Below are 26047 nucleotides of genomic sequence, written 5' to 3' on the forward strand. Positions count from 1 at the left end.
CGATACCCGGTTCACGGGGCCGGGCGATCCGCAAAACCCGGGGTCGGACCCAGGGGAATTCCCCGGGGTGCGTGCGGCCGTTCCTTCGTAGCGTACAGAACGGACGGGAGCCCGCTGCGGAACAACCGTCCAGCAGCGGAGCCGCATCCACGTGCGGCACAGAGCCTCGTCACCGAGCGTTTCCGATTCCGATCTGTATGGGGGGACCATGCGGTCTTGCGCGTTGGCCCCGGCCTCTCGGTTCTTCTGCGCCTTGATGCTGGGCTTGATCCTTGTGACGATGAGTGGCTGCTCATCGCACGACGTGGATTCCTCGGGCCGGGATCCCGACCCGGTGTTCTCCACTCCGGACCCGGAGACCTCCACTCCGGACCCGGAGACCTCCACTCCGGACCTCGACACCACGCCACCTGAGACCGAGGAGACCGAGCCCCAATGGTCCGTCCCTGAGAAGGTGGTGGGCGTCTGGTGCGGTGGCGCGAACGACCAACCGGACGGTCACTGGACGTATGCCTTCACCGACGAGGGTGAGGTCGTGGCAGCGAACGAAAGGATCGGCTTCCGCGGCCACGTCGTCACCGAAGGGAACATCATGACCTTCTACGTGAAGGGGAGCCGTCCCGTCCAATCGACATGGTCAGTGGGTTACGAGGAAGCTCTCGGCATGAACCTCCTCTACCTCGACGGCTACAGCTACGTCCCGGGAAGGTGCGACTCCTAGGACCGCTCCGCGCCAAGGAGTGCCCGCGGCCAAGTGGCCGCGGGCGGCCCCTTGTTGGGCGCTGCTTGCTGCCTCACTTTCCTTGACCGAGCATGACAAGGTCATGTATTACTTCATTATGAAGCACGTAACTAATACAGACGGACTCGCCCGCGATGCGGACGGGCTGTTCTACGACCCTCAAGTGCGAGCCGCCATGGGCGAGTTCACGGGAGGAGGCGACACACTGCACCTGGAGGCGGCGGCCGCCGCACGCGCGGCTCACAGGTCCGTCGAGCGGCTTCGCGCCCACGGCTCGGAAGGCCGCGGCCTCAGCGCCGGAGCCGTCGACGTGCTGATCCGCCTGCGCACCCTCGGCGAGGCCGGGGCGAATCTCGGCGACCTCGCCCGCTCCGCAGGGATGACCCCCCGCAACGCCACCGGCCTCGTCGACACGCTCGAACGCGAAGGACTCGTGCGGCGCGACCCCGCCCCAGCCGATCGCCGATCCGTCCTCGCCCGCATCACCCCCGCCGGCCTGGCGTGGCTGGACGGGTACCGGGCACCGACGCAGCGGGCGCTGGCAGCGCTGTTCCGCGGATTCACCGACACCGAACTCCACCAGCTCCGCCACCTGTGCCTGCGGCTCGTCCAGAATCAGCAGCTCATCGCCGCCCACCTCGCTGCCGCCGAAGGAGGCACCCCTGCATGACCACGGCTGCGACACGCGCCACCGTCGGCTCCACTTCCAGAGCCCCCTGGCACGCCGTGGCATAAACCTGCCCACCGGGCCACGGTTGCGCGAACTCGGACGCCGTCCAACGGTCTGGATATGAAATTTCTGTGACAGTTCCCGTCGGTTCTCGTCGGGGACTTACAGGTTTCTTGCTTGGAGAACTGGTCGAAACGTAGGCCGGTAATTGCAAATTCTACAGTTGAAGCCGCGGTAATTCCGGCTTTCCATACGACGGTTGGAGGGTACCTGACCTGCGCAAACCGGTCGCGGTGAGTTGGTTCTGTGCGCCTCGGACGCAGCTGATTTCACTCGGGGACAGGGCGAAAACCTTTTCCTGTACCCCCAAACCCCTTCTTCATGGCCGGCGTTCCGGCACTTTCGGTGGCAACCGCCGCCCAAGGGATGCACAGTTCACTTCTCGTCTGGTGTGGCGCCCCCACCACGCACTGTTGTGATGATCTGATTGCTGCCCCTAGGGTGACTTACCGAATTGGCCGTCCGCGGGTCCGGAACCGCGCTGAACTGCTGATTCGAGCAGGCGCCTGTGCCAACGTTCCCTTCAGCCGACGGAAACGGCGACAGCTGATGTCGTCGTGAACGAAAGGATGTGTGGCCATGACGTACGAGCGTCCGACCCTCACCAAGGCCGGCGGATTCCGCAAGACGACGGGCCTGGCCGGCGGCACTGCCAAGGACCTCACCGGCGGTCACCAGCTCATCTGACCACGAGGTGACCGGGCCCTTCTCTCGCCCCTTCGGCGCGAGGTGACCGGGGCCCGTCCAAGGCGGCGGAGGGCGGTCACCCACTGTCCTCCGCCGCTCCACCCGGCCTGCCCTCCCCGCACCCGCGGACGCGCCATCGACCGGAGGTACGTGAGTCCATGAACAGCCCCGCGTTGCTCGCCGTGGTGCCCGCTTGGTTCGTGGTGCTGCCCGATACCGACGAAGCGGCAGCCGTGGCGGCCAGGGCTCTTCCGCACGCCACCGAAAGCCACCCGCACGCGTCCGGCCGGCCGTGGCTGATGGGGCGCTGGAATCCAAGGGAGCTGACGGTCGGCGAGTGCGGCGGAGTGCGTCTCGCGGTGTTGGGTGAGCACGCCGTCACCTCCGAGGAAGCATCCGACGCGGCGGCCGCGGCCACCGACCTGGCCTGCCTCGACCGCTTCGCCCGTTCCTGGCACGGCAGTTACCACCTACTGCTCAGCCTGCACGGCCGGATACGTGCTCAGGGCACCGTGACCGGTGTCCGGTCTCTGTTCCATGGCGGGGCGCACCCGGCTCACCTGGCGGCCGATCGGGCCGATGTCCTGGCCGAACTGATCGGAGCACCCCTCGACGAGGGCCGACTTGCCGTCCAGATGCTCAGTCTGGGCGTGCTCCACCCGCTGGCCGCGCGACCTGTGTGGCGCGGAGTGGAAGCCCTGCCCGGCCACGACTACCTGGTTCTGGAACGCGACGGCCGGGCACACCGGAAGCGTTGGTGGTGGTTGCCGCGTCGCGACGTGCCCTTGGCCGAGGGCGCGGCGATGCTGCGCAATGAGCTGCGCCGAGCCGTAGAGATCCGGGTCCGGGACCGGGACCTGGTCACAGCCGATCTGGGCGGTCTGGACTCGACCGCCGTGGTGTGCACCGCCGTAGGCGCCGGCGCCAAGGTCGTCGCCTACACCGCGGCGACTCACGACCCTCGCGGCGATGATGTGCACTGGGCCCGTCGCACGGTCGAGGAGCTGTCATCGGCCGGCGGTGCCGAGGGGCGCATCGAGCACCACGTCGTTCCGGCCAACGACTTTCCGCTCACCTTCGACGGCGTGAACGCGCTGACCGACGTACTGGACGCTCCGTCGCTGTATGCCGTGGACCGCAACCGACGGATGAGTCTTCTTCACCTTGCCGCAGAGCGGGGATCCACCGTCCACCTGAGCGGATTCGGTGGTGACGAGCTGCTTGCGGGCGCCTCCGCCCGCGTTCACGACCTGCTGCTGCGCCACCCGCGCACCGCTGTCCGCCACGCCCGCGGATACCTGGCCAAGTACCGCTGGTCGCGGCGGCAAGCCGCACGACAGCTGCTGGACCGGCGTCCGTACGGGGCGTGGCTGGAGCAGACGGCGACCGACCTGACCGGCCCGTTGCCCTCGCTGGAGGAGCCGTTGTTCCAGTGGTGCTCGCCCGCTCGGATGCCGCCGTGGGCCACCGCGGACGCCGTCGACGCGGTGCGCGCACTCATCCGGCAGGAGGCTGAGGTGGCGCGGCCCTTGGGTCCCGGGCACGGAGAGCACCGCGAACTGGTCACCATGCAAGCGGTGTCCCGGTTCGCCAGGCACCTCAACCAGATGACACGTCGGCGCGGCCTTCTCTTCGCCTCCCCCTTCTACGACGACCGTGTGGTGGAAACCGGCCTGGCGGTGCGCCCGGAGGAACGAGTGACTCCCTGGCGGTACAAACCACTCATTGTGGAGGCCATGCGCGGCGTCGTCCCCGAGGCCAGCCGCACCCGCGCCACCAAGGCCAACGCCACATTGGAGGAGGAGGTCGGGCTGCGGCGGCACCGTAAGGCGCTGCTGGCGCTGTGCGAGGACTCGCGGCTGGCCAGGATGGGCCTGATCGACGCGGACGCGTGGCGCGCCTGGTGCTCCGGTCCGGTGTCGGCGGAGCTGGAGAACGTACTCCTTCACCCGACCGTCGGCTGTGAGGTGTGGCTGCGTACGTGGGAGACGTTGGGCTGATGCGCCCGCTGCCACATGCCACCGGTCATGTGCCCTTCGACGCCCCGGCCGCCACCGACTGATCCTCCTGTGACACGCCGACGCCCCCTGCCACCACCGACACACATCCCTCGTTACGGAGGTCTTCCGATGAAGCTGGAGTTGCGCGGCGGCATCCTGATGGCCGAGACCGAGTACGGCCTTGCCCTGCTCGACGAGAACAGTGGCGAGTACTGGACCCTCAATCCCACCGCCGCCGTGGTCCTGGAAACGATGCTGGCGGGCCGGGGCACGGACGAGGCGGTGCATGCCCTGACCGAGCGGTACGACGTCAGCGACAGCTTCGCCCAGCAGGACGTCGACCGCATCCTCACGGAACTGCGATCGGCTGGGCTCATCGGCGAGAACTGACAGGCAGAGCGGCCGGCGGCCCAAGAAGCCGGAGCACTCCCCTCACGACGTCCGAACGTGCAGAGAGGAAAGCCATGTCGACGCCCGAAGCGGTTCCTTACCGGCCTCGTGCCGTACCGCTGCCCACCCGGTTGGCGGCCCGTCTCGCCGTGGGGTGCGCCCACCTGCTGGCGACTCAACCACCCGCCCGGATACGCACCCTGCTGCGCCAGGTGCGCCGTGGCGCACGCCCGGCCTCGGTGGCGCAGACCGCGGCCGCTTTGGACACCGTCCTGGCCGTGAGCCTGACCGCCGGCGGCCGCAAGGGGTGTCTGCCCAGGTCGCTGGCGACGGTCCTGCTGTGCCGGATGCGCGGCCAGTGGCCCACCTGGTGCGTGGGGGTGCGCAAGCAGCCGCCGTTCGCCGCGCACGCCTGGGTGGAGGCGGATGCACAACCGGTCGGCGAGGACTGCCCTGCCGATTATTTCCAGCGCTTCTTCACGGTCGACTGAGCCATGGCCGGATCGCCGCCCGCCCCCACGCGCCCCGGCACCGGGACAACGGCCCAGGCCGCGTCGGCCGTCTCCGGAGGCGGGGCTCGGTCCGGCGCGCCGGCCACGGGCGCCGGGGCCGAACGCGCTGCTTCCCCCACGGGTGCCCTCAGGGCCCGCTCCGGCTACCGGGCCCTGGCGGCTTCTCTACGGCCGCACCGTCGCGCCGGACTCGCCGGGGCGCTGCTCGGGCTGATCGGCAGCGCCCTCGGCCTGGCCCAGCCCCTGGCGGCCAAGACGTTGATCGACGACCTGGGCACGGGGCGCACGGCCATCGGTCCCGTACTGGTCCTGGCCGCGCTGCTGCTCGGTGCTGCCGGGTTCTCCGCCCTTGGCCAGTACGTCCTGCATCGCACCGCGGAGTTCGTCGTGTGTTCCGCCCGGCAGCGGATCACCGGGCGCCTGCTCCGGTTGACCGTGCCCGAGCTGGACAGGCACGAACCGGGTGATCTGATCACCCGTGCCACCTCCGACACCATGCTGCTGCGTCAAGCCGCCACCCAGTCCGCGGCGCCCGCCCTCACAGGCGTTGTCGTACTGGTCATGACGCTGGTGCTGATGGCCCTCCTGGACCTGGTCCTGCTCTCCGTCACGCTCACCGTCATGGCGTTGCTGGGGGCGGTCGTAGGGGCTGCGACGCCCGCCATCGGCCGTGCCACCCGGCAGGCGCAGGAGTCGGTCGGCGAGATCGGCGCGGCCCTGGAGCGGACTCTCGGGGCGGTGCGCGCGGTCAAGGCTGCCGGGGCTGAGCAGCGGGAGACAGTCGTTCTGGACCGGATGGCGGAGGACGCCCGTCGCACCGGGGTACGCGCCGCCGGCTGGCAGGCCCTGTCGGCGGCCGCGTCTGCCGTGGCCGGGCAGGCGTCCTTCCTGGCGGTGCTCGGCGTGGGCGGTGCCCGGGTCGCCTCGGGGACGATCAGCGTGTCCACCCTGGTCGCCTTCCTGCTGTATCTGTTCGCGCTGGCCCCGAGGATCAACCAACTCGTCGAGGCCGTGGGGCAGCTCCAGGTCGGTGCGGCCGCCGCCCTGCGTATCGAGGCGGTTCAGCACATGGACGTGGAGACCGCCGAACCGTCTGTCCCCGGCACGTGGTCCACCAGCGCCGCAAAGGCCGGGAGGCGGCCTCAGCCGTCGGCGGCCACGCTTCGCTTCGAGCAGGTGGGCTTCCGCTATCAGCCCGGGCTGCCCGCCGTCCATCACGGCATCTCCTTCACCGTGCCCGCCCGAGGGGTGACGGCGCTCGTGGGCCCCTCCGGCGCGGGCAAGACCACCACCTTTTCCCTGCTCGAACGTTTCTACGACCCGGACACCGGCCGCATCCTCCTCGACGAACGCGACGTGGAAGAGTGGCCCTTGGCCGATCTGCGCGCAGCGATCGGTTACGTCGAGCAGGATGCGCCCGTGCTGTCCGGCACACTGCGCGAGAATCTCACCCTGGGCGCACCGCACACGCCGGACGACGACCTGCACGAGACATTGCGCCGCACCCGGCTGGAACCTGTCGTCGCCCGTCTTCCGCAGGGGCTGGACACCTTGGTCGGCCACCGGGGCAGTCGGCTCTCCGGAGGTGAACGCCAGCGCGTGGCCATCGCCCGGGCCCTCCTGCGCCGCCCTCGGCTACTCCTCCTGGACGAGGCCACCTCGCAGCTGGACGCCGACAACGAAGCAGCGCTGCGGGAGACCGTGGCGGAGGCGGCGCGGAACATCACCGTGCTCGTGGTGGCGCACCGGCTGTCCACCGTCACCACCGCTGATCGCATCATCGTCATGGAGGCGGGCCGGGTCCGGGCCGTGGGCACCCACGCGGAACTGCTCGGGTCCGATTCCCTCTATCGCGACCTGGCCATGACTCAGATGCTCACCGCCAGGCCGACGGCCGCCGGTGGGGGCGTCCATGAGTAGCTGTTGCCTCTCCGGACCTGAGGGCAGCGTGGTCGGGTGGGCCGGGGGTGCGATTGCCCCGGCCCACCCGGCCCACCTGGCCGGCGGGAGGGTTGCGTCGCGTTACCTGGCGCCGTGGATGGCCTGGGGGTCTGTGACCGGCAGGGCGGGCTCGGCATGCGCGGTGGCGGGCGGCGTCACATAGACCGGGGTGGGGTCGGGTTCGGGTGCGCACGTCTTCGCGGCGACACCTTTGCCTGCGGGGAGGCGGCCGTCTCGCAGATAGTCGGTGAAGGTGTCGTCCAGGCAGGCGTTGCCGTGGAAGAGGATCTCGTGGAAGCTGCCTCCGTTCTGGACGACGAGTCTGGATCCGGGCAGTGCCTTGTGCATGGCGAGGGCACCCGGGTAGGGGGTGGCGGCGTCCTCGGTTGCCTGGAAGAGCAGGACGGGCGGCAGGCCCTTGCCGGTGATCTTCAGTCGGCCGGCCGGGTTGCCCTGGTAGGGCCAGAACACGCAGGCCGCGTTGTACCACATGTTGTTGTAGGTATAGAAGGGCGCGACGGCGTTGACCTTGACCTGGTCCCTCTTCCAGAACTCCCAGTCACGCGGCCAGTTGTTCTCGGTGCACTGGACCGCGTTGTACGCGGGGAAGGTGCCGTCGTCGGCACCCGGGGCGGCATAGCGGTTATAGGCGCTCTGCAGCGGGCGGGTGTCGTTCTTGGTGAGGTAGGCCGACAGTACGGTTGCCATCTGCGGCCAGCGCAGGAAGTTGTAGCCGCCACCGTAGAAGGTGTCCTCGAACTCTGCGGGGCCGATCTTGCCGGGGGCCGGGGCGGCGGCTACCGGGCTGGTCCGCAACGCGGCTTCGACCTGGTAGTACTTCTGCTCCACGGTGGCGGCGTCCGTGCCCAGGTGGTAGACCGAGTCGGCCTTGGCGGTCCATGCCGCGAAGGCGTCGAACCGGCGCTGGTGTTCCCTGTCCTGCAGGACGTTGTGGTCGTACCAGCTGATGGTGGGGCCGACGATGCTGTCGAGCACCATCCGGCGCACGTGCGAAGGGAAGAGCTGGCCGTACGTCGAGCCCAGCGAGGTGCCCCACGAGCCCCCGTAGAAGTTGATCTTCTGGACGCCGAGCGCCCGCCGGATGCTGTCCATGTCGCGCGCGTTGTCGACGGTGGTCATGTGCGGCAGGAACCAGCTCCAGTTCGCGGCGCAGTCGGCGGCGTAGCCGGCCGACTTCTCCAGCCATGCCTGTGAGGTGCCCTGGCTGACCTGGTAGTCCGGCCGCTCGGCGTCGAAGTAGTGCGCGTCGCAGGTGACGTGGGGTTCGCTGCCGTTGGTGCCGCGGGGGTCGAAGCCGATCCAGTCGTAGGTCGAGGCGACGTCCTGAGGAATCCTGCCGGAGATGTAGGCGGGCATCCACAGACCGGAGTCGCCGGGGCCGCCGGGATTCAGCAGGATGGGCCCCTGCCGTTTGCTCTTGGGCGCGGTGGCCGGGAGCCGGTTCACCTTGATCTTGATCTTGGCGCCGTTCGGCTGTGTGTAGTCCAGCGGCACTTCGAGCATGGCGCACTGCAGCGCAGGAGTTGTCGCGTCGTTACAGGAGCTCCAGATGAGTTTCCCCTGATCCGCGCCTCCTGGCGTGGTTGAGGAAGCCGAAGCAGGGGCGATACCCGCGCAGACTCCGCCGATGACGGCGACGACCGATAACAGGGCTCTGACTTTTGTCATGGAAGCATCATGTGGCATGTGCAATATCACATAGCATCTACGGAATAGGCGTTACCCAACCGTGACGCGCCAGGGTGGTCCAGGCCGGGGGATCGGGCTCGGGCAGGGCTCTACGGCCTGCCCGAAGGCTCAGTCGGACGGTCCGCTGTGACCAGCCACGACGTGCTGCGCAGCCGCACCGTGCCGTCCGCTGCCAGGTGGTTGCGCAGATGGTCCGTCAGGGTGAGGCGGGCGCGTGCCTGCGCAGTCGCGTCGGTCTGCTCCAGCAGGTGGCGACCGGGGCCCGTTCCCAGCAGGAACTCCGCCGCGTCCTCGGCTCCGTGTCCCCATGTCCCGCATGCTTGCGCCTGGTCGATGGCGATGTCGGTGAATCCGGCCGCGGTGAGGACGTCGCGGATGCGATCCGGACTGGCCAGGGAAAACATACCGGGCACCCCCGGCCTCCCGAAGTCGCCGGCCGGCAGGAAGTCGCGCATCGACTCCACCGCCGCCACCCAGCCGTTGAGCCCGGCATCGGCCGGGCAGACGAACGCGAGGCGCCCGCCGGGCCGCAGCGCTCGCCCGACGTTGCCGAAGGCCGCCACGGGGTCGGCGAAGAACATCACCCCGTAGCGGCTGATCGCCGTGTCGAACGCGCCCGACTCGAAGGGGTGCACCTGCGCGTCGCCTTGGGCGAAGGAGACGTTGGTGATGCCCTCCCGCTCCGCGCGGGACCGCGCCTCGGCCAGCATGGGAGCGGAGAGGTCGAGGCCCAGCGCGTGCCCTCGGGGTGCGCGGAGGGCGGCGAGCCGCGTGGTCTGCCCGGAGCCGCAGCCCAGGTCGAGAACCCGGTGGTCCGGCGCGATGCCGGCGGCGTCGAGCAGCGGCTCGTTGAAGCCCTCGTTCACGGCGTTCCAGCGGTCCTGATTGCGGGCCCAGTGGGCACCTTCGGGGCCGTTCCACGCCTTTTCCTGGTCGGTGTTGACGACGTCCGGCACGGGGGTCCTCCTGTGGTGGATGACGGAGAATGGGCGTGCGCCCAAACAGTATGGGCATGTGCCCGGACTGGCAATCCCAGCTACCATCCGAGGAGTTGCGGCCTTGAGGCAGAACGGGAGAGCGACCCATGTCACCGCGCGGAGTGGCCACGCCGGACGTACGCGAGCGGCTGTTCGCGGCCGCCGAGCGCGTCGTGGGCAGGGACGGGCCCGGCGCACTCACCAGCCGGTCGGTCACCGCCGAAGCGGGCTGCGCCAAGGGGCTGTTGCACGCGCACTTCGCCGGGTTCGACGAGTTCGTGGCCGAGCTCTGCCTCGACCGGTTCGCGCGGACGGCGGCAAAGGCGCAGGCCCTGTCCGACCTCGCCGGGCAGGGCTCGGTGGCGCGGAATCTCGACGCCGTCGTCCTCGCGCTGTTCGACTCCGGCGGCCCTGCCTTGTCGGGCCTCGCCCTGAGCCGCCCCGCGGCCGCGCAGCGCATCCGCACGGCCCTGGAAGGCGGGGCGCCCGGCTTCACCGCGATCCAGGAGGCCATCACCGGCTATCTGGAGGAGGAACAGAAGCTCGGCCGGGTGGCGGAGACCATCGCTCCGGACACCGTGGCCCTCGCCATCGTCGGCACCGCCCACCATCTCCTGATGACCAGTTGGCCGGGCACACCTGATCCACGGCTCGCTATGAAGCGCCTGGTGGCCGCGTTGGTGGAGGGCTAGGGACGCTCGGCGAAAGGACCGGAGTCACAGAGTGGCACCTCCCAGGACGCACGTAGCCCGTGGGCAGAATTGGCCCTCCGCCCACGGGTGGGGGCCACGCTTCAGTGGTGGTGCCTGCCGTGTGTGTCCCCTGCTGGGTGCCCGTGCTGCAGGTGACCGGTGTCGGGTGAGCCGCCCATCATGCGGAGCATGGACAGGCCGCCGGTGCGCAAGAAGCGCATCAGGAGCACCGCGGCCAGGAGGAGGAAGGCGATGTTGAGCCAGGTGGTGTAGTTCCAGCTCACGCCCTCCATGGGGATCTGCGCGTCGGCCTGGTCGGGGATCAGTCCAAGCCCGCCGAAGGAGAACTCGACGATGTATCCGGCACCGACCATCGCTAGATAGAAGGTGCCGAGCAGGAAGGCGGCTGTCTTGGCGCCGTAGTACTTCCGGTAGATGTTGAGGATCGGCAGGATCAGCAGGTCGGCGAAGATGAAGGCCACCACGCCGCCGAAACTGATGCCGCCCTTCCACAGCACCACCGCCAGCGGCACATTGCCGATGGAGCACACGAACGAGGCGATCGCCACCAGCGGGCCGACGATCGGGCCCCACAGTTTGGAGGCGAGGGGGTGGCCGTCGAAGAAGAAGGTGCGCCAGAAGGAATCGGGCACCCAGGCGGCGATGGCGCCGGCGATGAGCAGGCCGACGACGAGGTCGCGCAGGATCGCCGCCCACTCCATGACGAAGACGTGTGAGGTCGAGGTGAAAGCCTCGCGGGAGAGCAGGCGCCGGGCGAAGGTGCGCTCGCTGTGAACGGACATGTCCATCGCGGCGTGGCCCTCCATCGAGCCGGCCAGTCCGCGTTCAGCCTGCTCGCGGGCGGTGCGCAGGAGTTTGTCACGCAGGAAGATGCGGAACAGGACCGCGAGCAGGGTGATCATGATCGGACCGCCGACGAATTCGGCGGCGGTGAACTGCCAGCCCATCAGCAGGGCCAGGATCACGCCGAGCTCGACGACCAGGTTGGTGGAGGCGATTTCGAAGGCCATCGCGGCGGTGAAGTTCGCTCCCTTGCGGAACAGTGCGCGGGCCAGCGCGACCGCCGCGTACGAGCAGGATGACGACGCGGCGCCCAGGCCGGCGGCGATGGCGAGGGTGCGGGGTCGGCCATCGCCCAGGAGCGAGACCACGGTGGACTTGCGGACCACGGCCTGGACGACGGCGGACAGGGCGAAGCCGAGAATCAGGGCCCAGGTGATCTCCCAGGTCATCGACCCGGCAATCGACAGTGCGTGCAGTACGGCGTGCATCTGTGAAGCCTTCCTCCGTCAGGGTGCGGGACGCCGCCGTATGGGCGGCGCCCCGCCGGGGTTCAGCCGACGCGCAGGGTCAGGGCGGCAGTGTGGAGCTTGCCGCCGATCTGGAACTGCAGGAACAGCCGCCAGTTGCCGGAGACGGGCAGCTCGGCGTGGAAGGTCAGGTCCGGGCCGCCGTGGTCGCCGGTCACCTTGGTGGTCGGGTGGAGGTGGGCGAACGCGGCGTCACCTTCGTGGAATGCGGTCAGGTGGGCGTAGGTGTCCAGGTAGGGCTCAAGGCCGGTGACCGGCTTGCCGTCCTTGGTGATCGAGACGGTCAGCGGGTGTGCCATGCCGGCCATGGGCTCGCCCTTGACGGTGACGGTGTACCCGTCGGCCTGCGTGCTGGTGGCGGGTGCGGGCAGCGGGGTCCTGGCGGCGTTCCCGGGCACGGTGACGGTGCGCGAGAGCACGAAGTCCTTGCCCCTGCCCGCACCGGTGTTCGGGGTGAAGGAGGCGAACAGGCGCCAGGAACCCGGTGGGAGGGAGGACACACCAGCGGTCCAGGTGCCGTCGGCGGCCATGGTCGGGTGGATGTGCTGGAAGCCGGTCAGGTCGGAGCGGATCGCGTAGAAGTGCATCCGCTTGGTCTGGTCGAGGGCGAAGCCGGTGACCGGCCGGCCGTCCGGGCCCGTGACCGTGAACCGGTAGGCGGTCTGCTTGCCCGACGGCAGCGTCGCTTCCTTGGAGGTGAGGCGGTAGCCGTCCTGGGTGTCGGACAGGCCGTTGCCGGAGGCCATGTGATCCATGCCGGGCATGCCCCCCATCGACGGCGACGCGCCGGGCGAGGAGGACGCGGAGGACTTGCTGCCGTGGCCCATGCCGGGCATGGAAGAGGAGTCGCTGGAGGAGCCGCAGGCAGCCGACGTCAGCGCGAGAACGGCTGCGGCGCCGGCCGCTGCGAGGCCGCGGCGGCGCGCGGTGAAACGGTACGAGGTGACCATCGAAGTGGAATCTCTCCGGGTGGGCGCACCACACCGGTGGTGCGCGGAACGAGCAGGAACGGTGCCGGTTTCCGGCTTGGCCGGGGTCCGGCGCGCACCTGTCACGTCCGCGCGATACACACCTGAAGCAGGAGCTCTCGTCCGCCGTCCGGGGGTCCGCGCCGCCCCCTCCCGTCGGCCGTTGCCCGCAGTCGGGTCAGCGTCCACAGGGCGGGCACGGCTGCACCTGCCACGGTGAGCAGGCCGGGCGCAGGCAGCGGGGTCCGCTCGTGAGCGGGGGTCGACACGCACAGCACTCCAGGCATCCGGGAGACGTCGACGGCCCGGACGGCGGGTCCTGGACCGTGCCCGGTCGGCGCGTGGGCCGTGAGCAGGGCAGCGGTGTCGTGGCCACTGGGCATCGGCGAGGCCGCGGTCATGACGCCATGGCAACCCTCCGCGGCCGTGGCCGGGGCTCCGTGCATGAGGAAAAGCCCGAACAGCACCGCGCACACGGCCAGCAGCCGGGCTGCGCCCCGCCTGCCTGCCTGTGCGCTGTCCACGGCCATGCCCTCCTTTTCGTACAGTCTCGCTGCAGGATACCCCGGCAGGGTATCGAGTGGTTGGAGTAGTGTTCGTCAGACTTGACCGTTGTCCGTCAGCCTCCCAAGGCCCGCTCGACGACGCCGCGGCGGCCGCGGTCGAGGAGGCCGGCTACGTGGTGACGCGCGGACCGGACCGTCAAGCGGCTCCCCCCGCCACGGTCGCTGTCGGGCCGGCCGCGATCGAGAACGCGAGGACGAGGCCGTGGTCGGTTGCGTGTGCCGAGGTCAGCGCGACGCCGCGGGGCAGGCCGGTGACGGCCAGGGTCCGGGGCGCGAGCTCGTCCCGCAGCCCGGAGGCCCCGGAGCGGGCCGCGAGGTCGTCGACCGCCACACTGCGGCCGAGAACGCTGACGGTCGTGGGCGTGACGGTGAGCGCGTCCGCGGTCGTGGACACCTCGGCCCGCACGGCGACCGGCAGTCCGAGGCGAGCGATGTTCCCGCTCAGGAGCAGGGCGCCGTCCTGACCGCCGGCTGTCACGCCGTCCGCGCCGAGCGCGCCCAGGTGCCGGGTCACCTGGTCGTATCCGACGGTGGCGGTCCCGCTGCCGCCGGCACTGTCGCCGCCCGTGGTGACGTCCTTCAGCCGGACGGACACGTCCATGACGGTGTGCTGACGGCGCACGCCCTTGGCGCTGACCTCGATGTCGCCGACGTCCCCGGCGAGGGTCCGAAGTCCCGAGAGCGGCGTGGTGAGATCGGCGTGCACCGGTCCGTCCGGCTTCAGCCAGGTCGCCGCACGGGCGGCGATGCGCTCCTCGGTCCTGTGCTCGATGAGAAGATCGGTCGCGCACACGAGGGCGGCCAGTATCGCGATGATCGCGCCAAGGACACGGGTCTTGCTCCGACGGTTACCGGTCACGTGGTCACTCACTCCGGAAACGATGGGCTGGGCGGGCGGGTGAGGCGGTCAGGCGGACAACTTCGGGAGAAACCGGTCGAGTCGGCGGGGGATCCACCAGTTCGCCTTGCCCATGAGGAACATGGCGGACGGCACCAGGACGAGGCGGACCACGGTGGCGTCGACGATCACGCTGATCGCCAGTCCCAGGGCGAGCATCTTCACGACCACGGTCGGCGAGGCGGTGAAGGAGAGGAACACCGCGGTCATGATGAACGCCGCCGCGGAGATGACGCGCGCCGTCGCGGACAGCCCCTCGCCCACGGCAAGCCGGTTGTCACCGGTGCGCTGCCAGGCTTCGGCGATGCGGGACAGCAGGAAGATCTCGTAGTCCATGGACAGGCCGAAGACGATCGCGAACATCATCATCGGGACGTACGACTCGATCGGGACGGGCTCGGACAGCCCCAGCAGCGAGTCGCCCCAGCCCCACTGGAAGACCGCGACGAGCACGCCGTAGGACGCGGCAGTGGTGAACAGATTGAGGACGACGGCCTTCAGGGGGATCACCACACTGCGGAAGACCGTCATGAGCAGCAGGAAGGCGAGAACCAGGACGATGCCGATGACGATCGGCAGTCGCTCGCCGACGGTGTCGCGGAAGTCGGCATGACCGGCCACGCTGCCGGTGAGATAGGCCCGGGCGCCGGTGCCGTCGAGGGCCTTCGGCAGTGTCTGCCCGGAGAGGGTGTCCAGGAGAGCGTCGGTCGCGGCGTCCTGCGGACCCGTGGTCGGGGTGACCGTGGTGACGAGGACCTTCCCGTCGGCGCTCGGCTCGACAGGGGTGAAGGAAGCCACGCCATGGGTGTCCCGGAGAGCGTCGGTCACGTCGTCGGAGATCCGGGTGACCGGGGTCTTCGACCTGCTCACGTCGACGACGGTGAGGATCGGGCCGTTCGCCCCGGTTCCGAAGCCCTGCCCGTCGGCGTTCGCGATCCAGTCGTAGGCGGTACGGGTACTGCTGCCGGGCCGGTCGGCGCCGGCGTCCACGTGGCCGAGGCGCATCGACAGCAGCGGGACGGAGCACATGCCGAGGACGGCTAGGCCGATGGCCAGGAAGGTCCAGGGGCGCCGCGAGACGAGTCCGGCATAGCGGTGCCAGCCGTCGTGCGCCCCTGTGCTCTCGGCGACGGGGCGGCGCAGCCGGAGCCGGTCGATGCGCCTGCCGACCAGGCCCAGGGCTGCCGGAACCAGGGTGAGGGCGGCACCGGCGGTGACGACGACGGCCAGGGTGGCCGCCAGGCCGATCTTGCCGATGAAGCTCAGCCCGCACGCATACAGGCTGAGCATGGCGACGGCGACCGTCACGGCGGCGATGAGGACGGCGCGTCCACTGGTGTGCGCCGTGCGGGCCGCGGCGTCGACCGGATCGCGACCGTCGATGAGGTCCTGGCGGAAGCGCGTGGTCAGGAACAGGGCGTAGTCGATGCCCACGCCCAGGCCGATCATGCCGGCGAGGGTCGTGGAGGACGTCGCGAAGGACACGGTGGCGGCGACGATGCCCACGATGCCCAGGCCGATTCCGACGCTGATCAGCGCGGTGACCAGGGGCAGCAGCGCGGCGAGGACGCTGCCGAAGGCCAGCAGCAGGATGACGAGGGCGACGGCGACGCCCACGCCTTCGCTCAGCTTGTCGTCGGCGGGTTCCCTGACCACCTGTTCGAGGTCGCCGCCGTAGGCCACCCCGAGTCCGGCCGCCCTGGCGGGCTGCGTCGCCCTGTCGAGTCGCGCGGTGTAGTCGTGGCCGAGATTCTTCAGCTGCTCGTCGAAGGAGACGGCGGTGTACGCGGTGCGCCCGTCGTCGCTGGTCACGAGCGTGGAGGTGGCGGTGACGTGCGGGAGGTCACGCAGGTCGGCCAGCGTTCGGTCGAGTGCGGACTGCCGCTGGGCCACGGTGCCGGAGTCGATGTGGAAGACCACCTTGCCGCTGGGCCGGCCCGCTTGGGGCATGAAGGTGGCGAGGAGGTCGGCGCCGGTGCGGGAGGCGGCGCCGGGCAGGCTGACCTCGTCGCTGAAGGTGGGTGCGGCGATCTGCCGCCCGGCCAGGGCCGCCACGAGGACGAGCAGCCAGGCGGCGATGACCGCCGCCGGATGCCGGGCGCAGAAGCCGCCGAGGCGGCCGAGTACGCCGCGCGTCGGGTCAGGGTCCGCCGAAGGTTGCGCGTCGGCGTGCGCGTCGGCCTGCTCCAAGAGGTGCTGCGAGGGTCGGGGCACCGGGGCCTCCCAAGAAAAGTGTCACGAGTGACACGTACTCTAGAGAAGAAGTGGCATGAATGACAATTGGCATCCGTGCCAGTTTCGGCTCACGGTACTCAGATCGCGTGACATGGGTGTCAATTGACAGTCGCGACACCATGGCAGAGGCTTCGACACATGCAGAGTGAGATCGCCCCCGCCGGACTGCGCGAACGCAAAAAGGAGGAGACGCGGCGCCTGCTGTTGGAAGGGGCCGCGCGCCTGTTCAAAGAGCGCGGCTTCGAGGCCACCACCGTTGCGGACATCGCCGCATACGCGAACGTCTCCGTGCGTACCTTCTTCCGCTACTTCGACAGCAAGGAAGCCCTGCTGCTGCCCGACGGCGTCGAAATCTTCGCGTACGTCGAGAACGCGCTGTCGCGGCGTCCGGCCGACGAGGAGCCCCTGGACGCGGTGTGCAACGCCCTGCTGGCGGCGGCCCAACCGTTCTCGGCCTCCACCCTGACCGCCCTCGGCCATCCGCTGGAGGACATCGAGAACGTCGTCACGGCCCGCCTCGTCCAGGCGTTCTCCGACTTCGAGGAGCGGCTGACCGCGCTGGTGCACCGCAGGCTGCCCCCGGACACGCCCGACGCCGACCTCAAAGCGGCCGTGATCGCCTGCGCGGCTCTTTCCGCAGTGCGTGCCGTGCTGAGGACACGCCGGGCGCGCCGGGCATCCGGCATCACGGACACGGGCCCGGCGCCCCTGCTGCGGGCCTTCGGGATCCTGCGCGAGATCGGCTCCCCCCAACGTCCATGACGGCGGCGGGAGGAGAGGAACCCTGGCCTGGGCCCGGCCGCATGGCCGGCCCTCGTCGCAGCCGGGCCACGACCTCGCGGCTCTCTCAGGATGAGCGCCAGGTTGACGTGGACCGTACCCCCAGGGGGAGAGTCCCCGCCCGGTGACAGCTGGTCTGTGCTTCAGCGGTGCGTGGTGGCTTGAGGTTGCCCGTGATGACGGGGGAGGAAGCAGCGTCCGGCCATGGGCGCGGCCGAGCTGGGCAAGTCGGCGATCCGTTGCTGGGGGTGGCGGGGCCGCACGTCGCCGCGGTGTGGCTCTCATGGACAGACGTAGGTGAAACTCGCCCTCGCCTCCATCGGGGCCGCCTGGTGCGAGATCCTCAGGCGGGCGGTCCCCCGGAAGCGGCCCGAACCGCGGACCGTCCAGCGCAGGTGCACCCTGAGCCGGCGCTCGCCGCGGTGGGCGGTGCGGACCAGCTCGCCCGAGTCCTGGCCGTCCGCGCGCAGCCACCGGTATGTGACAGGACCGCCGTGCCCGTCGGTGGTGACGACACCGATCAGGTCGGCGGTCTGATCGCAGTGCAACGGCCCGGCGGGGGCCTGGACACGCACGGCGACGACCGCGGGAGCGGGGCCCGGGCGCAGCAGCAGCCAGAGCAGGACGGCGGCGATCGCGACGACGGCGGTGGTGAGGATCCAGCCCCGGCGTCTGCGGCGCGAGCGTGGGGAGGTGGCCGGCGCCGCCTCGGTCCGCCATCGTGCACGCAGGGCGTCCTGGTCCTCCGAGGGAACCCCGGGCCCGAACCGGAGCAGTATCTCGCCGCAGTCCTCCCCTGTCGCCACCGGAGGCGAGGCGGCACGGTTGCGCTTGCCGAGTACGGTCGCCCGGGTGTCCGGAGCGGTGGGGCGCCGAGCGCGGCCGGCCGTGGTGAGCCGGTCGGCGACGGCTGGTGGGTGAGATGCGGGGGCGGCCAGGGGAACTCGCGGGTCCGGGCCCGTGACACTGTGGGCGCCGGCGGCCGTGGCGAGTTGGTCGGCGGTGGCTGAAGGGTGGGACGCGCGGTCGGGCGCGGGTGCAGGGGGTCCGGGGGCGGTGGGGCGGGGAGCGGGGGCCTCTGTAGTGGGCGCGGGGTGACGGTCCGTCGGTGGAGTCGGGCGGTCGGGGGCCGCTGCAACGGACGGTACCGGTCCCTTCGGCGGCACGAACTCGGGGGCCGACGCGGCAGTCGCCGCGCGGAGCGCCGTACGGCGCAGGAAGTCCGCCGGGAGTGCCGCGCGCCCGCCCACCAGGGCGGCCCGGGCCGCCGCCAGCCCCTCCGACTCGGCGGTGGCAGCGCAGCGGGCCACCAGGTCCGCCGCGGGGGTTCCGGGCTGCGTCCAGGCGGCGCCGAGCGTGCGGGCCAGGGCGGCCCAGGCAGCGGTGTCCACTGCCGGGCGGCCGGCGTGCGGCGTGTCGCCCGGCACCCGTCCTGCGGGCACGTCGCCCAGCACCGTGCCCAGCTCCGCCTCGGCCAGCAGGGCGACCCCGTCCGGGGCCGGCACGACGGTGTCGGGGCCGAGTGAACCGTGGGTCAGGCCTGCTGTGTGCAGGGCGAGGAGGGTCTGCGCGGTCTCGTTGAGGATGCTGGCCACGCTGCCCGCGTCCGGGCGAGGGTCGTTGGCCGACGACAGGACGTCGGCCAGCGTGGGGGCCGGTGGCCGGGCCGTCAGCAGCCACACCTCACCGGCCTCCGCCACGAGGTCGACCGTAGCGAGCAGGCCGGGCAGCCTGAGCTTCGCGGTGGTGAGCACCGCCGCCGCCAGGCGCTCGCGCGTGCCTTCGGGTGCCAGCAGGGCGCGGTCGATGCGCAGCGCGCCGAGGGTGGGCTCGCCGGACCGGGCGGGGAGAAGGGCATGCCAGGTGCCGTGGCGCGTGTGCCGTGACCAGCCGGACAGGGGGCGGCCGGCCACTGTGGTGGCTGTCGTCATGTCGATCCGTTCTCGTCGCGGCAGGTGGTGGCTCCCGGGTCCGTCGGGAGCATGGTCAGCACGGCGGTGCGTCCAGGGAGGCTGTCTGGGGACCGTTCGCTGCCGCCGGGTCGCTGCTGAGCGTGACGTCCCAGGTGCCCCGGCACGGGTGGTTGGAGAAATCGGCCTCGAAGGTCAGGTCGTACCGCGTGCTCCCGGACAGGGGCCGGGATTGGGAGCCGTACGGGTCGGCGGGTGTGTCGACGTAGTAGTTCGCGGTGACGGTCAGCGGACCGGTGCCCGTCGTCTCGACCGACACCGCCGCGATGAGCGTGCCCGGTTTCTGTCCGCGCTGCCAGGAGCCGATCGTGAGGGTGACCGTGCCGGGGGTGGCCACGCTCGGGGACGCGGTGGCCGGCGGCTCGGCCGGTGCGGTCGTCTCCGTGGACGGGGTCGGCGAGGGCGACGGGTTGTCCGCGGGCGTGACGGAGGGCGGTGCGTCGGCCGTGGGCGGGGCTGCGGTCGGCGAGGCGGATGTGGAAGGTGAAGCGCCCGGCTCGGTGGGCGAGTCGACCGGTGACGGGGATGACGGGGATGACGGGGTCGAACTCGCCACCGTCGTCGACGTGTCGTGCGGGCGGCCCGTCGCGTACGTCGCTCCGCCCGTGACGACCACCAGCGCGGCCACCCCGCCGGTCGCCACCTTCCATCCCCCTCGCTTCAGTCGGCCCAACAGGGTCAGCGCACTGGCCGAGCCGTCGAGCGCGGCGGTCGTGGTGAACGGGAACAACAGGGCGAGCAGCGCCGCGAGTTCGGCCAGCCTGCGACGGCCGCGCTGCTCCCAGCCGGCGCCATAGCCTTCGGTGGCGGACCGCTCAAGGTCGGCGAGGAACGTCCCGACGTCGGGCCGGTCCGCCGGGTCCTTCGCCAGACCCGCGCGCAGCAGCACACGCACCGGCGGGGGTACGTCCTCCAGCGGGGCCGGTGCGCGCAGGTGCTGCAGCCGCAGCGCGGTCACGTCGTCACCGGGGAACGGCCGCCGGCCGGTCAGGCACTCGAAGAACACCACGGACGCCGCGTAGACGTCGGCCGCCGGGCCGGCGGGCTCGCCGTTCCACTGCTCCGGCGCCATGTAAGCGGGCGTGCCCGCGGCCTCGGTCTCCCGGCCGCTGCGCACCGCGATGCCGAAGTCGGCGAGCGCGCTGGTGCCGTCGGCGCGGACCAGGACGTTCTCCGGCTTGTAGTCGCGGTGCACCACCCCGGCCGTGTGGGCCGCGCCCAGCCCGAGCAGGGAGCCCTTGAGCAGGACGAGCGCGGCCTCGGGGCCGGTCGCCCCGTGCCGGCGCAGCAGGTGGCGCAGGCTGACGCCGTCCACCGCCTCCATCACGATCGCGGCACCGGCGCGTGCCTCGACGTACTCGTACAGCCGCACCACGCACGGGTGCCGCAGCTCGCCGAGCAGCCGGGCCTCGGCCCGGAAACGGGCCAGGAACTCATGGTCCGCGCGCAGGCGCTCGCTCAGGTACTTGATGGCGACGGGCACACCGGTCGTGGTGTGCCGGGCGAGGACGACCCGGCCGCCCGCTCCCTCGCCGAGCGCGCGGACGGCCTCGTAGCCGGGTACGGTCCAGCCGCCGTCGGCGTGCGTGTCCTGGGTCATGCCGTCCCCTCCACCGGCGCGGGGAGCCCGGTGCCCTGCGGTACGTCCTTCGCGTCCCGTCGGCGCCGTACCCGGCGCAGCAGCCAGCGCACGGGCGCGGACCACACCGGGAAGGCGACCAGGGCGACGACGGCCGCCTCGATCACCGTGGTCCACGGCTCGGCCAGCCGGCCATCGAGCAGGTCGCCGATCCGGGAGCGCCAGGCCAGCAGGGCGAGGGCGAGGAAGCCGTAGGTGCCCACGACGACCGCGAGGCCGTAGGCGGCCATGCCCGCCTGGCGCGGGCCGGGCCGGTTGCCCGCGCGCAGGTCTCGCCACAGTCCCGTGCGGAAGTAGGCGCTCGCCTCCTCGCGCAGCCGGGGCACCCGCAGGGCGTCGGTCAGCGCCTGGTAACCGTCCAGCGGCATCAGCGGGTTGAAGTTGTAGAGGGTGTTCAGGTAGAGGCCGAAGGCCAGGTGGTAGAGGATGGCCGAGACGGGTCCCGCGGGCAGCAGGGCCGCGCCCGTGGCGCACCAGCCGGCCAGCGCCGCCGTGGACAGCGGCCCGGACAGGGCCACCACGACCCGTGACCAGCGGGAGCCGAACCACATGTCGCTGGTGTCCACGAACGCGAACGGCATGCCCATCATCAGCAGGAACCCGCCGCGCCGGACCTTGCGGCCGTACGACTTCACGGCCAGCGCGTGCGTCAGCTCGTGGACGAGCAGCGCGGTCACGTATCCGGCGGCCAGCAGGACCGGGCCCCACACGCCCGCTCCGCCGAAGTCCAGCAGGTGGTGCCGGCCCTGGGCGGCGAAGAACGCGACGAGGCCGCCGGCGACCGACAGCCAGGCGAGCAGCACCCCGGTCCGGGTGAACAGCCGCCAGCCGAAGGCACGGTAGAGCCGGGTCACCAGTCGGTCGAGGCCCGGGACCGAGACCTCCAGCTTCAGCAGCGCCCGGTACACGGCACTCGCCGCGCGCCGCCAGCCCTTCGGCCGCTCCTCCTCCGGCCGGCCGGGCAGGCCGCGCAGCAACCCGGCTTCCGCGAACGCGGTCAGCGCGGACTCGATGCGGGGCAGGGCGAGTTCGCCGTAGCGGTCGGCGTAGGCGAACAGCAGGTCCCGTACGGTGTTGTCACCGTCGACGGCGTGCCAGAGGAAGACCTGGCGCTCGTCCAGTTCCAGATAACGGCCGGTGCGGGTGCTGCTGAGCACCCAGCGGGGAGCCCCGCGTTCGGTGGGGACCTGCTTGAGGGCCCAGCCGGAACGCCGTCGGGGACGCGCGGTGAGCGGGCCGTTCGCCTCCGGGGCCTCCTCCTGTCCGGCGGTGGGCAGATGGGTCAGCTGGGTACCGACGACCATCGTGCGGGAGCCGATCCGGGCGTCGCGGGGCTGCTCGAACACCAGGCGTACGTCACCGACGGACAGCTCGGTGCCGTCGGCGAGGCCGGCTGCGCCGCCGTGCAGCTCGACACCGCCGACCGCGATGCCGTTGAAGGAGTCCAGGTCCTCGATCCGGAAGCCCTCGGCGGTGCGGAGGATACGGGCGTGGCGGCGCGAGACGCTGCCGTCGGACAGGACGACGTCGTTGTCCTCACCCCGGCCCAGTGTGGTGACAGGTCGGGTCAGCGCGACGAGCAGCGTGGGGTCGTCGAGGCCGCGCAGCTGGGGCGCGGCGTACGACGTCGGGGCGGCACCCCGGCGAGGGGTGCCGCAGTGCAGGCAGTACGGGAAGTCGCGCCGCACGTGGACGCGGCAGAGGTGGCAGAGCATGCGGTGGCTCAGCCCGCGCCGGAACCGCTGGCGAACGTTCCTCCGTCGAAGCCTGCGTCGGCATCCGTGGCGGGGCCGGAGTCCGGCAGGTGCGTGGCGGCGTTTCCGAGGCCGGAGGCGGGCAGGCCGCCCTGGACGATGATGTGATCACCGCTGCCATCCTCGCCCGAGGCGGGCAGGCCACCCTGGACGATGATGCGGTTGCCACCGCCGGGCTCACCGAAACCGCCGGGACGCCGACCGACGTTCTCCTGGCTGCCTCCGCCGTTTCCGTCGCCACCACCGTCACCGCCGCCATGACCACCGCCACCGCTGGGACGGTTGGTGTTCTCCGGGTCACCACCACCCTCACCACCACCGCCGCCACCCTCACCACCACCATGACCACCGCCACCACTGGGACGGTTGGTGTTCTCCGGGTCACCACCACCCTCACCACCACCGCTGTCACCGCCACCATCGCCGCCGTCGCGGTCGTAGATGCCCCCGTGACCGAAGTGGCCGGCGTCGCTGCCGCCTTCACCGCCTACACCGCCGAAGCCGCCGTCCCCACCGGCACCGCCGAAGCCGCCATGGCCACCGAGATCACCGAACCCACCGTCACCGAGACCGCCGCCACCGAGGCCGCCCTCGCCGAATCCACCATCACCGAACCCGCCGGCGCCCAGTCCCCCATCACCGAAGCCGCCGAAGCCGCCCTCGGCTCCGCCGAACCCGCCGTCGCCCCCGGCGACGAAGTCACCGAAGCCCCCTTCGGCACCCCCGCCGACCTGCCCACCGAGCCCGCCGAGGTCCGCGTCCGTACCCGCGTTCCCGTGCTCGTCGAAACCGCCGAAGCCGCCGAAGTCGCCGAAGTCGCCGAAATCTCCGAACTGTCCCTGACCACCGGCCGATTCGACGGGCGACCGGTCCAGCAGCGGGCCGCCGAGCAGGCTGTGGGAACCGGTCGACGCCACGTCGACACCGCCGACGCCCCCCTGACCGGCGGCGGGATCCGGCAGCTCCGACGAGTGGCCGGCGGAGGCCGGGCCCCCGGCGTCGTGGTCGCCGGAGACCTGGTCCGCCGGAACGGCGTGATCGGTTGATACGGCGTGGTCGGCCGGGACGTCGTGGTGCGCCAGCGCATGCGCCGCGCTTCCGAAGAACAGGGACGATTTGGACAGCCGTGGGTCGAGAGCGGCCGGTCCCCCGTCGGTGCCGGACTCGACGCGGACGGAGCGGAGTTCGGCGACCTGCGCGGACGACAGGCCGAGTCTTCGCGCCACCTCGTCGGTGTCGCCGTCGAGCTCGGCGCGGAAGGCCGGGTCGACGGCCAGGCGGGTCAGGGCAGCACGGTATGCGTCGTCGGTCATGGTTCGGTCTCCGTCGGTCTGCGGGCACTGATGCCGATCGCGGCGGAGCCGAGGATCCCCCTGGTCGGCGGCAACTGCCATTTCCGGCCATCCCCGCCGATACCTGCAGGAGACGTTATAGAGCCTTGGCATGGGCGGCGCAAGAGCAGCGAGCAGGGCAGTTTCCGGGTGCCGGGCACCCCGGAGGCGCCGAGCACCCACCGATCAGAAATGGCCACCGACCCAGCGACCCGCCGCCGAGATGGCGAACAGCCGGAGCGGGCCCCTGTCGGCCCACGCTGCCCCGGAGCGTCGCCCGGTTTCTCCAGACCGTCGGGGTCGATGAGCGGCAGCATCCGCTCAGGTTCTGTTCATCGAAGGTCGCCACGCACTCCAGGTGATGCCTCATGGCGCTCGCTTCTCACCCGTTCGGCGATGCCCGAGTGCCGCGGTCCACCGCTGTGGTGAGTATGGAACGGGCGCCAGGCGTGTTCGTTTCGCGGACGACCGCGAGATCGCCATGCAGGCCCCTGGGAGCCCTGAGCGCGAGGAAAGCGGATCATGGCGAATCGGAGTCGCAGGAGCAGGCTGCGCCGGCAAGCCCGGCTGGGCGCGGCGGTGCTGTGTCCGGTCGTGCTCGGGGCCGTCCTGTCAGGGTGTGCCGGCAGGACGGACGCCATCACCAGCAGTCCGTCCGCCGCTGCGTCGCTCGCCCCCACGCCACCGAAGCAGCCACCACCTCGATTGACGCGGACGCAGGTGATGACCGCCGTCGGCCGGCTCGACGGCTTGGTGGGGAACGCCATGCGGCAGACCGGAGTGCCGGGGGTCGCCGTGGGCGTCGTCTACCGGGACAAGGTCGTGTACGAGAGGGGCTTCGGCGTCCGCGAACTGGGCAAGAGCGACAAGGTCGACCCCGAAACGGTCTTCCAGCTGGCGTCGTTGTCCAAGCCGCTGTCGTCCACCGTCGTCGCCGGGACCGTGGGGCGCAAGGTCGTCGGCTGGGACGATCCGGTGGTTGGCCATGATCCCGGCTTCGCGCTCAAAACCCCGTACGTGACCGAGAACGTGACGGTCGCGGACCTGTTCTCGCACCGCAGCGGACTCCCTGACCACGCTGGTGACCTGCTGGAGGACCTGGGTTACCAGCGCGACTACATTCTGCAGCGCCTGCGGCTGGAGCCACTGGCTGCCTTCCGCGCGAGCTACGCCTACACGAACTACGGCTTCACCGCGGCGGGTGTGGCGGTGGCCGACGCGGCGAAGAGCAACTGGCCGCAACTGGCGGCGAACACGCTGTTCAGACCTCTGGGGATGGATCACTCCAGCTACCGGCGCGTCGACTACGACAAGGCCGCCGACAAGGCGTCGGCGCACGTCGAGGTCGACGGCCGCTGGAAGCCCTCCAGCACGGAGAACGCCGACAGCCAGGCGCCTGCCGGCGGTGCGAGTTCCACGGTCGACGACCTCACCAAGTGGATGCGCCTGCAACTGGACAACGGCGCTTTCGGCGGGAAGCAGCTGGTCGATCCGGCAGCCCTGGACCAGACCCGCATCCCCCACATCGTCGCCATGGCCCCACTCGCCCCGGCGGGTACGCCCGGCTTCTACGGGCTGGGCTGGGATGTCGGCTACGACCAGGACGGGGAGCTGCGTCTGAGTCACTCCGGCGGCTTCGAGCTGGGCGCCGCGACCGAGGTCACCCTGCTGCCCGGCGAGCGGCTCGGCATCGTCGTACTGACGAACGGACAGCCCGTCGGCGTGCCCGAGGCGGTGGCCGCCGCGTTCTTCGACATCGCCCGGAACGGCAGGCAGACCGTCGACTGGCTGCCCTTCTACGCGAAGGTGGTGAAGGCCGCTGTGTACACGGGCATCTCCCCCACGAACTACGCCAAGCCGCCTGCCCACGCCACACCGGCCAAGGCGGACGACGTCTATACGGGCACCTATGCGAACGCGTACTACGGGCCGGTCACCGTCACCAGTGACAAGAGGGGCAACCTCAGCATGACACTGGGCCCACGCAAGATGTCGTTCCCCCTGAGGCACTACACGGGCGACACGTTCAGCTACCAGACACAGGGCGAGAACGCCGTCGGCCTGTCCGGCGTCACGTTCCACCCTCGTTCCGGCAACGCCATGAGCGTCACCATCGAGCACCTCGACGCCAACGGACTGGGCACCTTCACCCGCTGAGCCCCCTCGTCATCAGAGCGAATTCTCGCCGAGTGTG

Annotated in this window: 21 protein-coding genes; 11 read left to right on the top strand and 10 right to left on the bottom strand. The window is 71.0% G+C overall.

Annotated features, from left to right (window positions below):
- Positions 1 to 280 precede the first annotated feature (280 nt).
- The 7 genes from ACIGXP_RS01415 to ACIGXP_RS01445 all read left to right on the top strand — a co-directional run bounded on the left by ACIGXP_RS01415 (position 281) and on the right by ACIGXP_RS01445 (position 6981).
- Complete coding sequence (locus tag ACIGXP_RS01415; RefSeq protein WP_399762837.1) at positions 281 to 721, top strand: hypothetical protein; 441 nt, start codon at positions 281 to 283, stop codon at positions 719 to 721.
- Between the two features lie 82 nt (positions 722 to 803).
- Positions 804 to 1412, top strand: coding sequence for a MarR family winged helix-turn-helix transcriptional regulator (locus tag ACIGXP_RS01420; protein ID WP_399762839.1), 609 nt, complete (start codon positions 804 to 806; stop codon positions 1410 to 1412).
- Between the two features lie 639 nt (positions 1413 to 2051).
- The gene (locus ACIGXP_RS01425; RefSeq protein ID WP_116152784.1) at positions 2052 to 2159 is read left to right on the top strand and encodes a keywimysin-related RiPP; all 108 of its coding nucleotides are present in this window, start codon (positions 2052 to 2054) and stop codon (positions 2157 to 2159) included.
- Positions 2160 to 2317: 158 nt separating this feature from the next.
- Positions 2318 to 4159 (top strand): asparagine synthase-related protein, encoded by a 1842-nt coding sequence (locus ACIGXP_RS01430; RefSeq protein WP_399762841.1) that lies wholly within the window; start codon positions 2318 to 2320, stop codon positions 4157 to 4159.
- 129 nt (positions 4160 to 4288) lie between these two features.
- Positions 4289 to 4549 (top strand): lasso peptide biosynthesis PqqD family chaperone, encoded by a 261-nt coding sequence (locus ACIGXP_RS01435; protein WP_399762843.1) that lies wholly within the window; start codon positions 4289 to 4291, stop codon positions 4547 to 4549.
- 74 nt (positions 4550 to 4623) lie between these two features.
- A complete protein-coding gene (locus ACIGXP_RS01440) occupies positions 4624 to 5040 on the top strand; it encodes a lasso peptide biosynthesis B2 protein (protein WP_363219148.1) in 417 nt (138 codons plus the stop codon).
- A gap of 3 nt (positions 5041 to 5043) precedes the next feature.
- Positions 5044 to 6981 (top strand): ABC transporter ATP-binding protein, encoded by a 1938-nt coding sequence (locus ACIGXP_RS01445; protein WP_399762845.1) that lies wholly within the window; start codon positions 5044 to 5046, stop codon positions 6979 to 6981.
- Between the two features lie 102 nt (positions 6982 to 7083).
- Here ACIGXP_RS01445 and ACIGXP_RS01450 read toward each other — a convergent pair whose 3' ends face one another.
- Both ACIGXP_RS01450 and ACIGXP_RS01455 read right to left on the bottom strand, forming a co-directional pair.
- On the bottom strand, positions 7084 to 8526 hold the full coding sequence (locus ACIGXP_RS01450; RefSeq protein ID WP_399762847.1) for an alpha/beta hydrolase: 1443 nt from the start codon (positions 8524 to 8526) through the stop codon (positions 7084 to 7086).
- 275 nt (positions 8527 to 8801) lie between these two features.
- Positions 8802 to 9668: a class I SAM-dependent methyltransferase gene (locus ACIGXP_RS01455; RefSeq protein WP_399762849.1), complete on the bottom strand. Its 867-nt coding sequence runs from the start codon at positions 9666 to 9668 to the stop codon at positions 8802 to 8804.
- Positions 9669 to 9796: 128 nt separating this feature from the next.
- Between ACIGXP_RS01455 and ACIGXP_RS01460 the strand changes: the two genes are divergently transcribed.
- Positions 9797 to 10381 (top strand): TetR/AcrR family transcriptional regulator, encoded by a 585-nt coding sequence (locus ACIGXP_RS01460; RefSeq protein ID WP_399762851.1) that lies wholly within the window; start codon positions 9797 to 9799, stop codon positions 10379 to 10381.
- Between the two features lie 101 nt (positions 10382 to 10482).
- Here ACIGXP_RS01460 and ACIGXP_RS01465 read toward each other — a convergent pair whose 3' ends face one another.
- The 5 genes from ACIGXP_RS01465 to ACIGXP_RS01485 all read right to left on the bottom strand — a co-directional run bounded on the left by ACIGXP_RS01465 (position 10483) and on the right by ACIGXP_RS01485 (position 16358).
- The gene (locus tag ACIGXP_RS01465) at positions 10483 to 11673 is read right to left on the bottom strand and encodes a permease (RefSeq protein ID WP_399762852.1); all 1191 of its coding nucleotides are present in this window, start codon (positions 11671 to 11673) and stop codon (positions 10483 to 10485) included.
- 62 nt (positions 11674 to 11735) lie between these two features.
- Entirely contained in the window at positions 11736 to 12662 is a 927-nt protein-coding gene (locus tag ACIGXP_RS01470) for a hypothetical protein (RefSeq protein ID WP_399762854.1), read from the bottom strand.
- A 101-nt stretch (positions 12663 to 12763) separates the two neighbouring features.
- Positions 12764 to 13210 (bottom strand): hypothetical protein, encoded by a 447-nt coding sequence (locus ACIGXP_RS01475; protein WP_399762856.1) that lies wholly within the window; start codon positions 13208 to 13210, stop codon positions 12764 to 12766.
- Between the two features lie 172 nt (positions 13211 to 13382).
- Positions 13383 to 14105: an LmeA family phospholipid-binding protein gene (locus ACIGXP_RS01480; RefSeq protein WP_399762857.1), complete on the bottom strand. Its 723-nt coding sequence runs from the start codon at positions 14103 to 14105 to the stop codon at positions 13383 to 13385.
- A gap of 48 nt (positions 14106 to 14153) precedes the next feature.
- Positions 14154 to 16358: an MMPL family transporter gene (locus tag ACIGXP_RS01485; protein WP_399762858.1), complete on the bottom strand. Its 2205-nt coding sequence runs from the start codon at positions 16356 to 16358 to the stop codon at positions 14154 to 14156.
- A gap of 159 nt (positions 16359 to 16517) precedes the next feature.
- Between ACIGXP_RS01485 and ACIGXP_RS01490 the strand changes: the two genes are divergently transcribed.
- Positions 16518 to 17141 carry a TetR/AcrR family transcriptional regulator gene (locus ACIGXP_RS01490; RefSeq protein WP_399762859.1) on the top strand — a complete coding sequence of 208 codons (624 nt, stop codon included), beginning with the start codon at positions 16518 to 16520 and terminating at the stop codon, positions 17139 to 17141.
- A 299-nt stretch (positions 17142 to 17440) separates the two neighbouring features.
- Here ACIGXP_RS01490 and ACIGXP_RS01495 read toward each other — a convergent pair whose 3' ends face one another.
- From ACIGXP_RS01495 to ACIGXP_RS01505, 3 genes are read right to left on the bottom strand one after another with little or no spacing between them, the layout of a single operon-like run.
- The gene (locus ACIGXP_RS01495) at positions 17441 to 19090 is read right to left on the bottom strand and encodes a hypothetical protein (RefSeq protein ID WP_399762861.1); all 1650 of its coding nucleotides are present in this window, start codon (positions 19088 to 19090) and stop codon (positions 17441 to 17443) included.
- 55 nt (positions 19091 to 19145) lie between these two features.
- On the bottom strand, positions 19146 to 20729 hold the full coding sequence (locus tag ACIGXP_RS01500) for a protein kinase (protein WP_399762863.1): 1584 nt from the start codon (positions 20727 to 20729) through the stop codon (positions 19146 to 19148).
- Positions 20726 to 22483, bottom strand: a complete 1758-nt coding sequence (locus tag ACIGXP_RS01505; protein ID WP_399762865.1) for an FHA domain-containing protein — start codon at positions 22481 to 22483, stop codon at positions 20726 to 20728. The genes ACIGXP_RS01500 and ACIGXP_RS01505 overlap by 4 nt, the downstream gene beginning before the upstream one ends.
- Before the next feature lie 89 nt (positions 22484 to 22572).
- On the opposite strand from ACIGXP_RS01505, the gene ACIGXP_RS01510 reads away from it, so the two are divergent.
- Both ACIGXP_RS01510 and ACIGXP_RS01515 read left to right on the top strand, forming a co-directional pair.
- Entirely contained in the window at positions 22573 to 23568 is a 996-nt protein-coding gene (locus ACIGXP_RS01510) for a hypothetical protein (protein WP_399762866.1), read from the top strand.
- Between the two features lie 807 nt (positions 23569 to 24375).
- A complete protein-coding gene (locus ACIGXP_RS01515) occupies positions 24376 to 26010 on the top strand; it encodes a serine hydrolase (protein WP_399762867.1) in 1635 nt (544 codons plus the stop codon).
- The last annotated feature ends 37 nt before the right edge of the window (positions 26011 to 26047 follow it).

Origin of the sequence: Streptomyces sp. NPDC053069, assembly GCF_044546895.1 — a bacterium.
GTDB lineage: Bacteria > Actinomycetota > Actinomycetes > Streptomycetales > Streptomycetaceae > Streptomyces.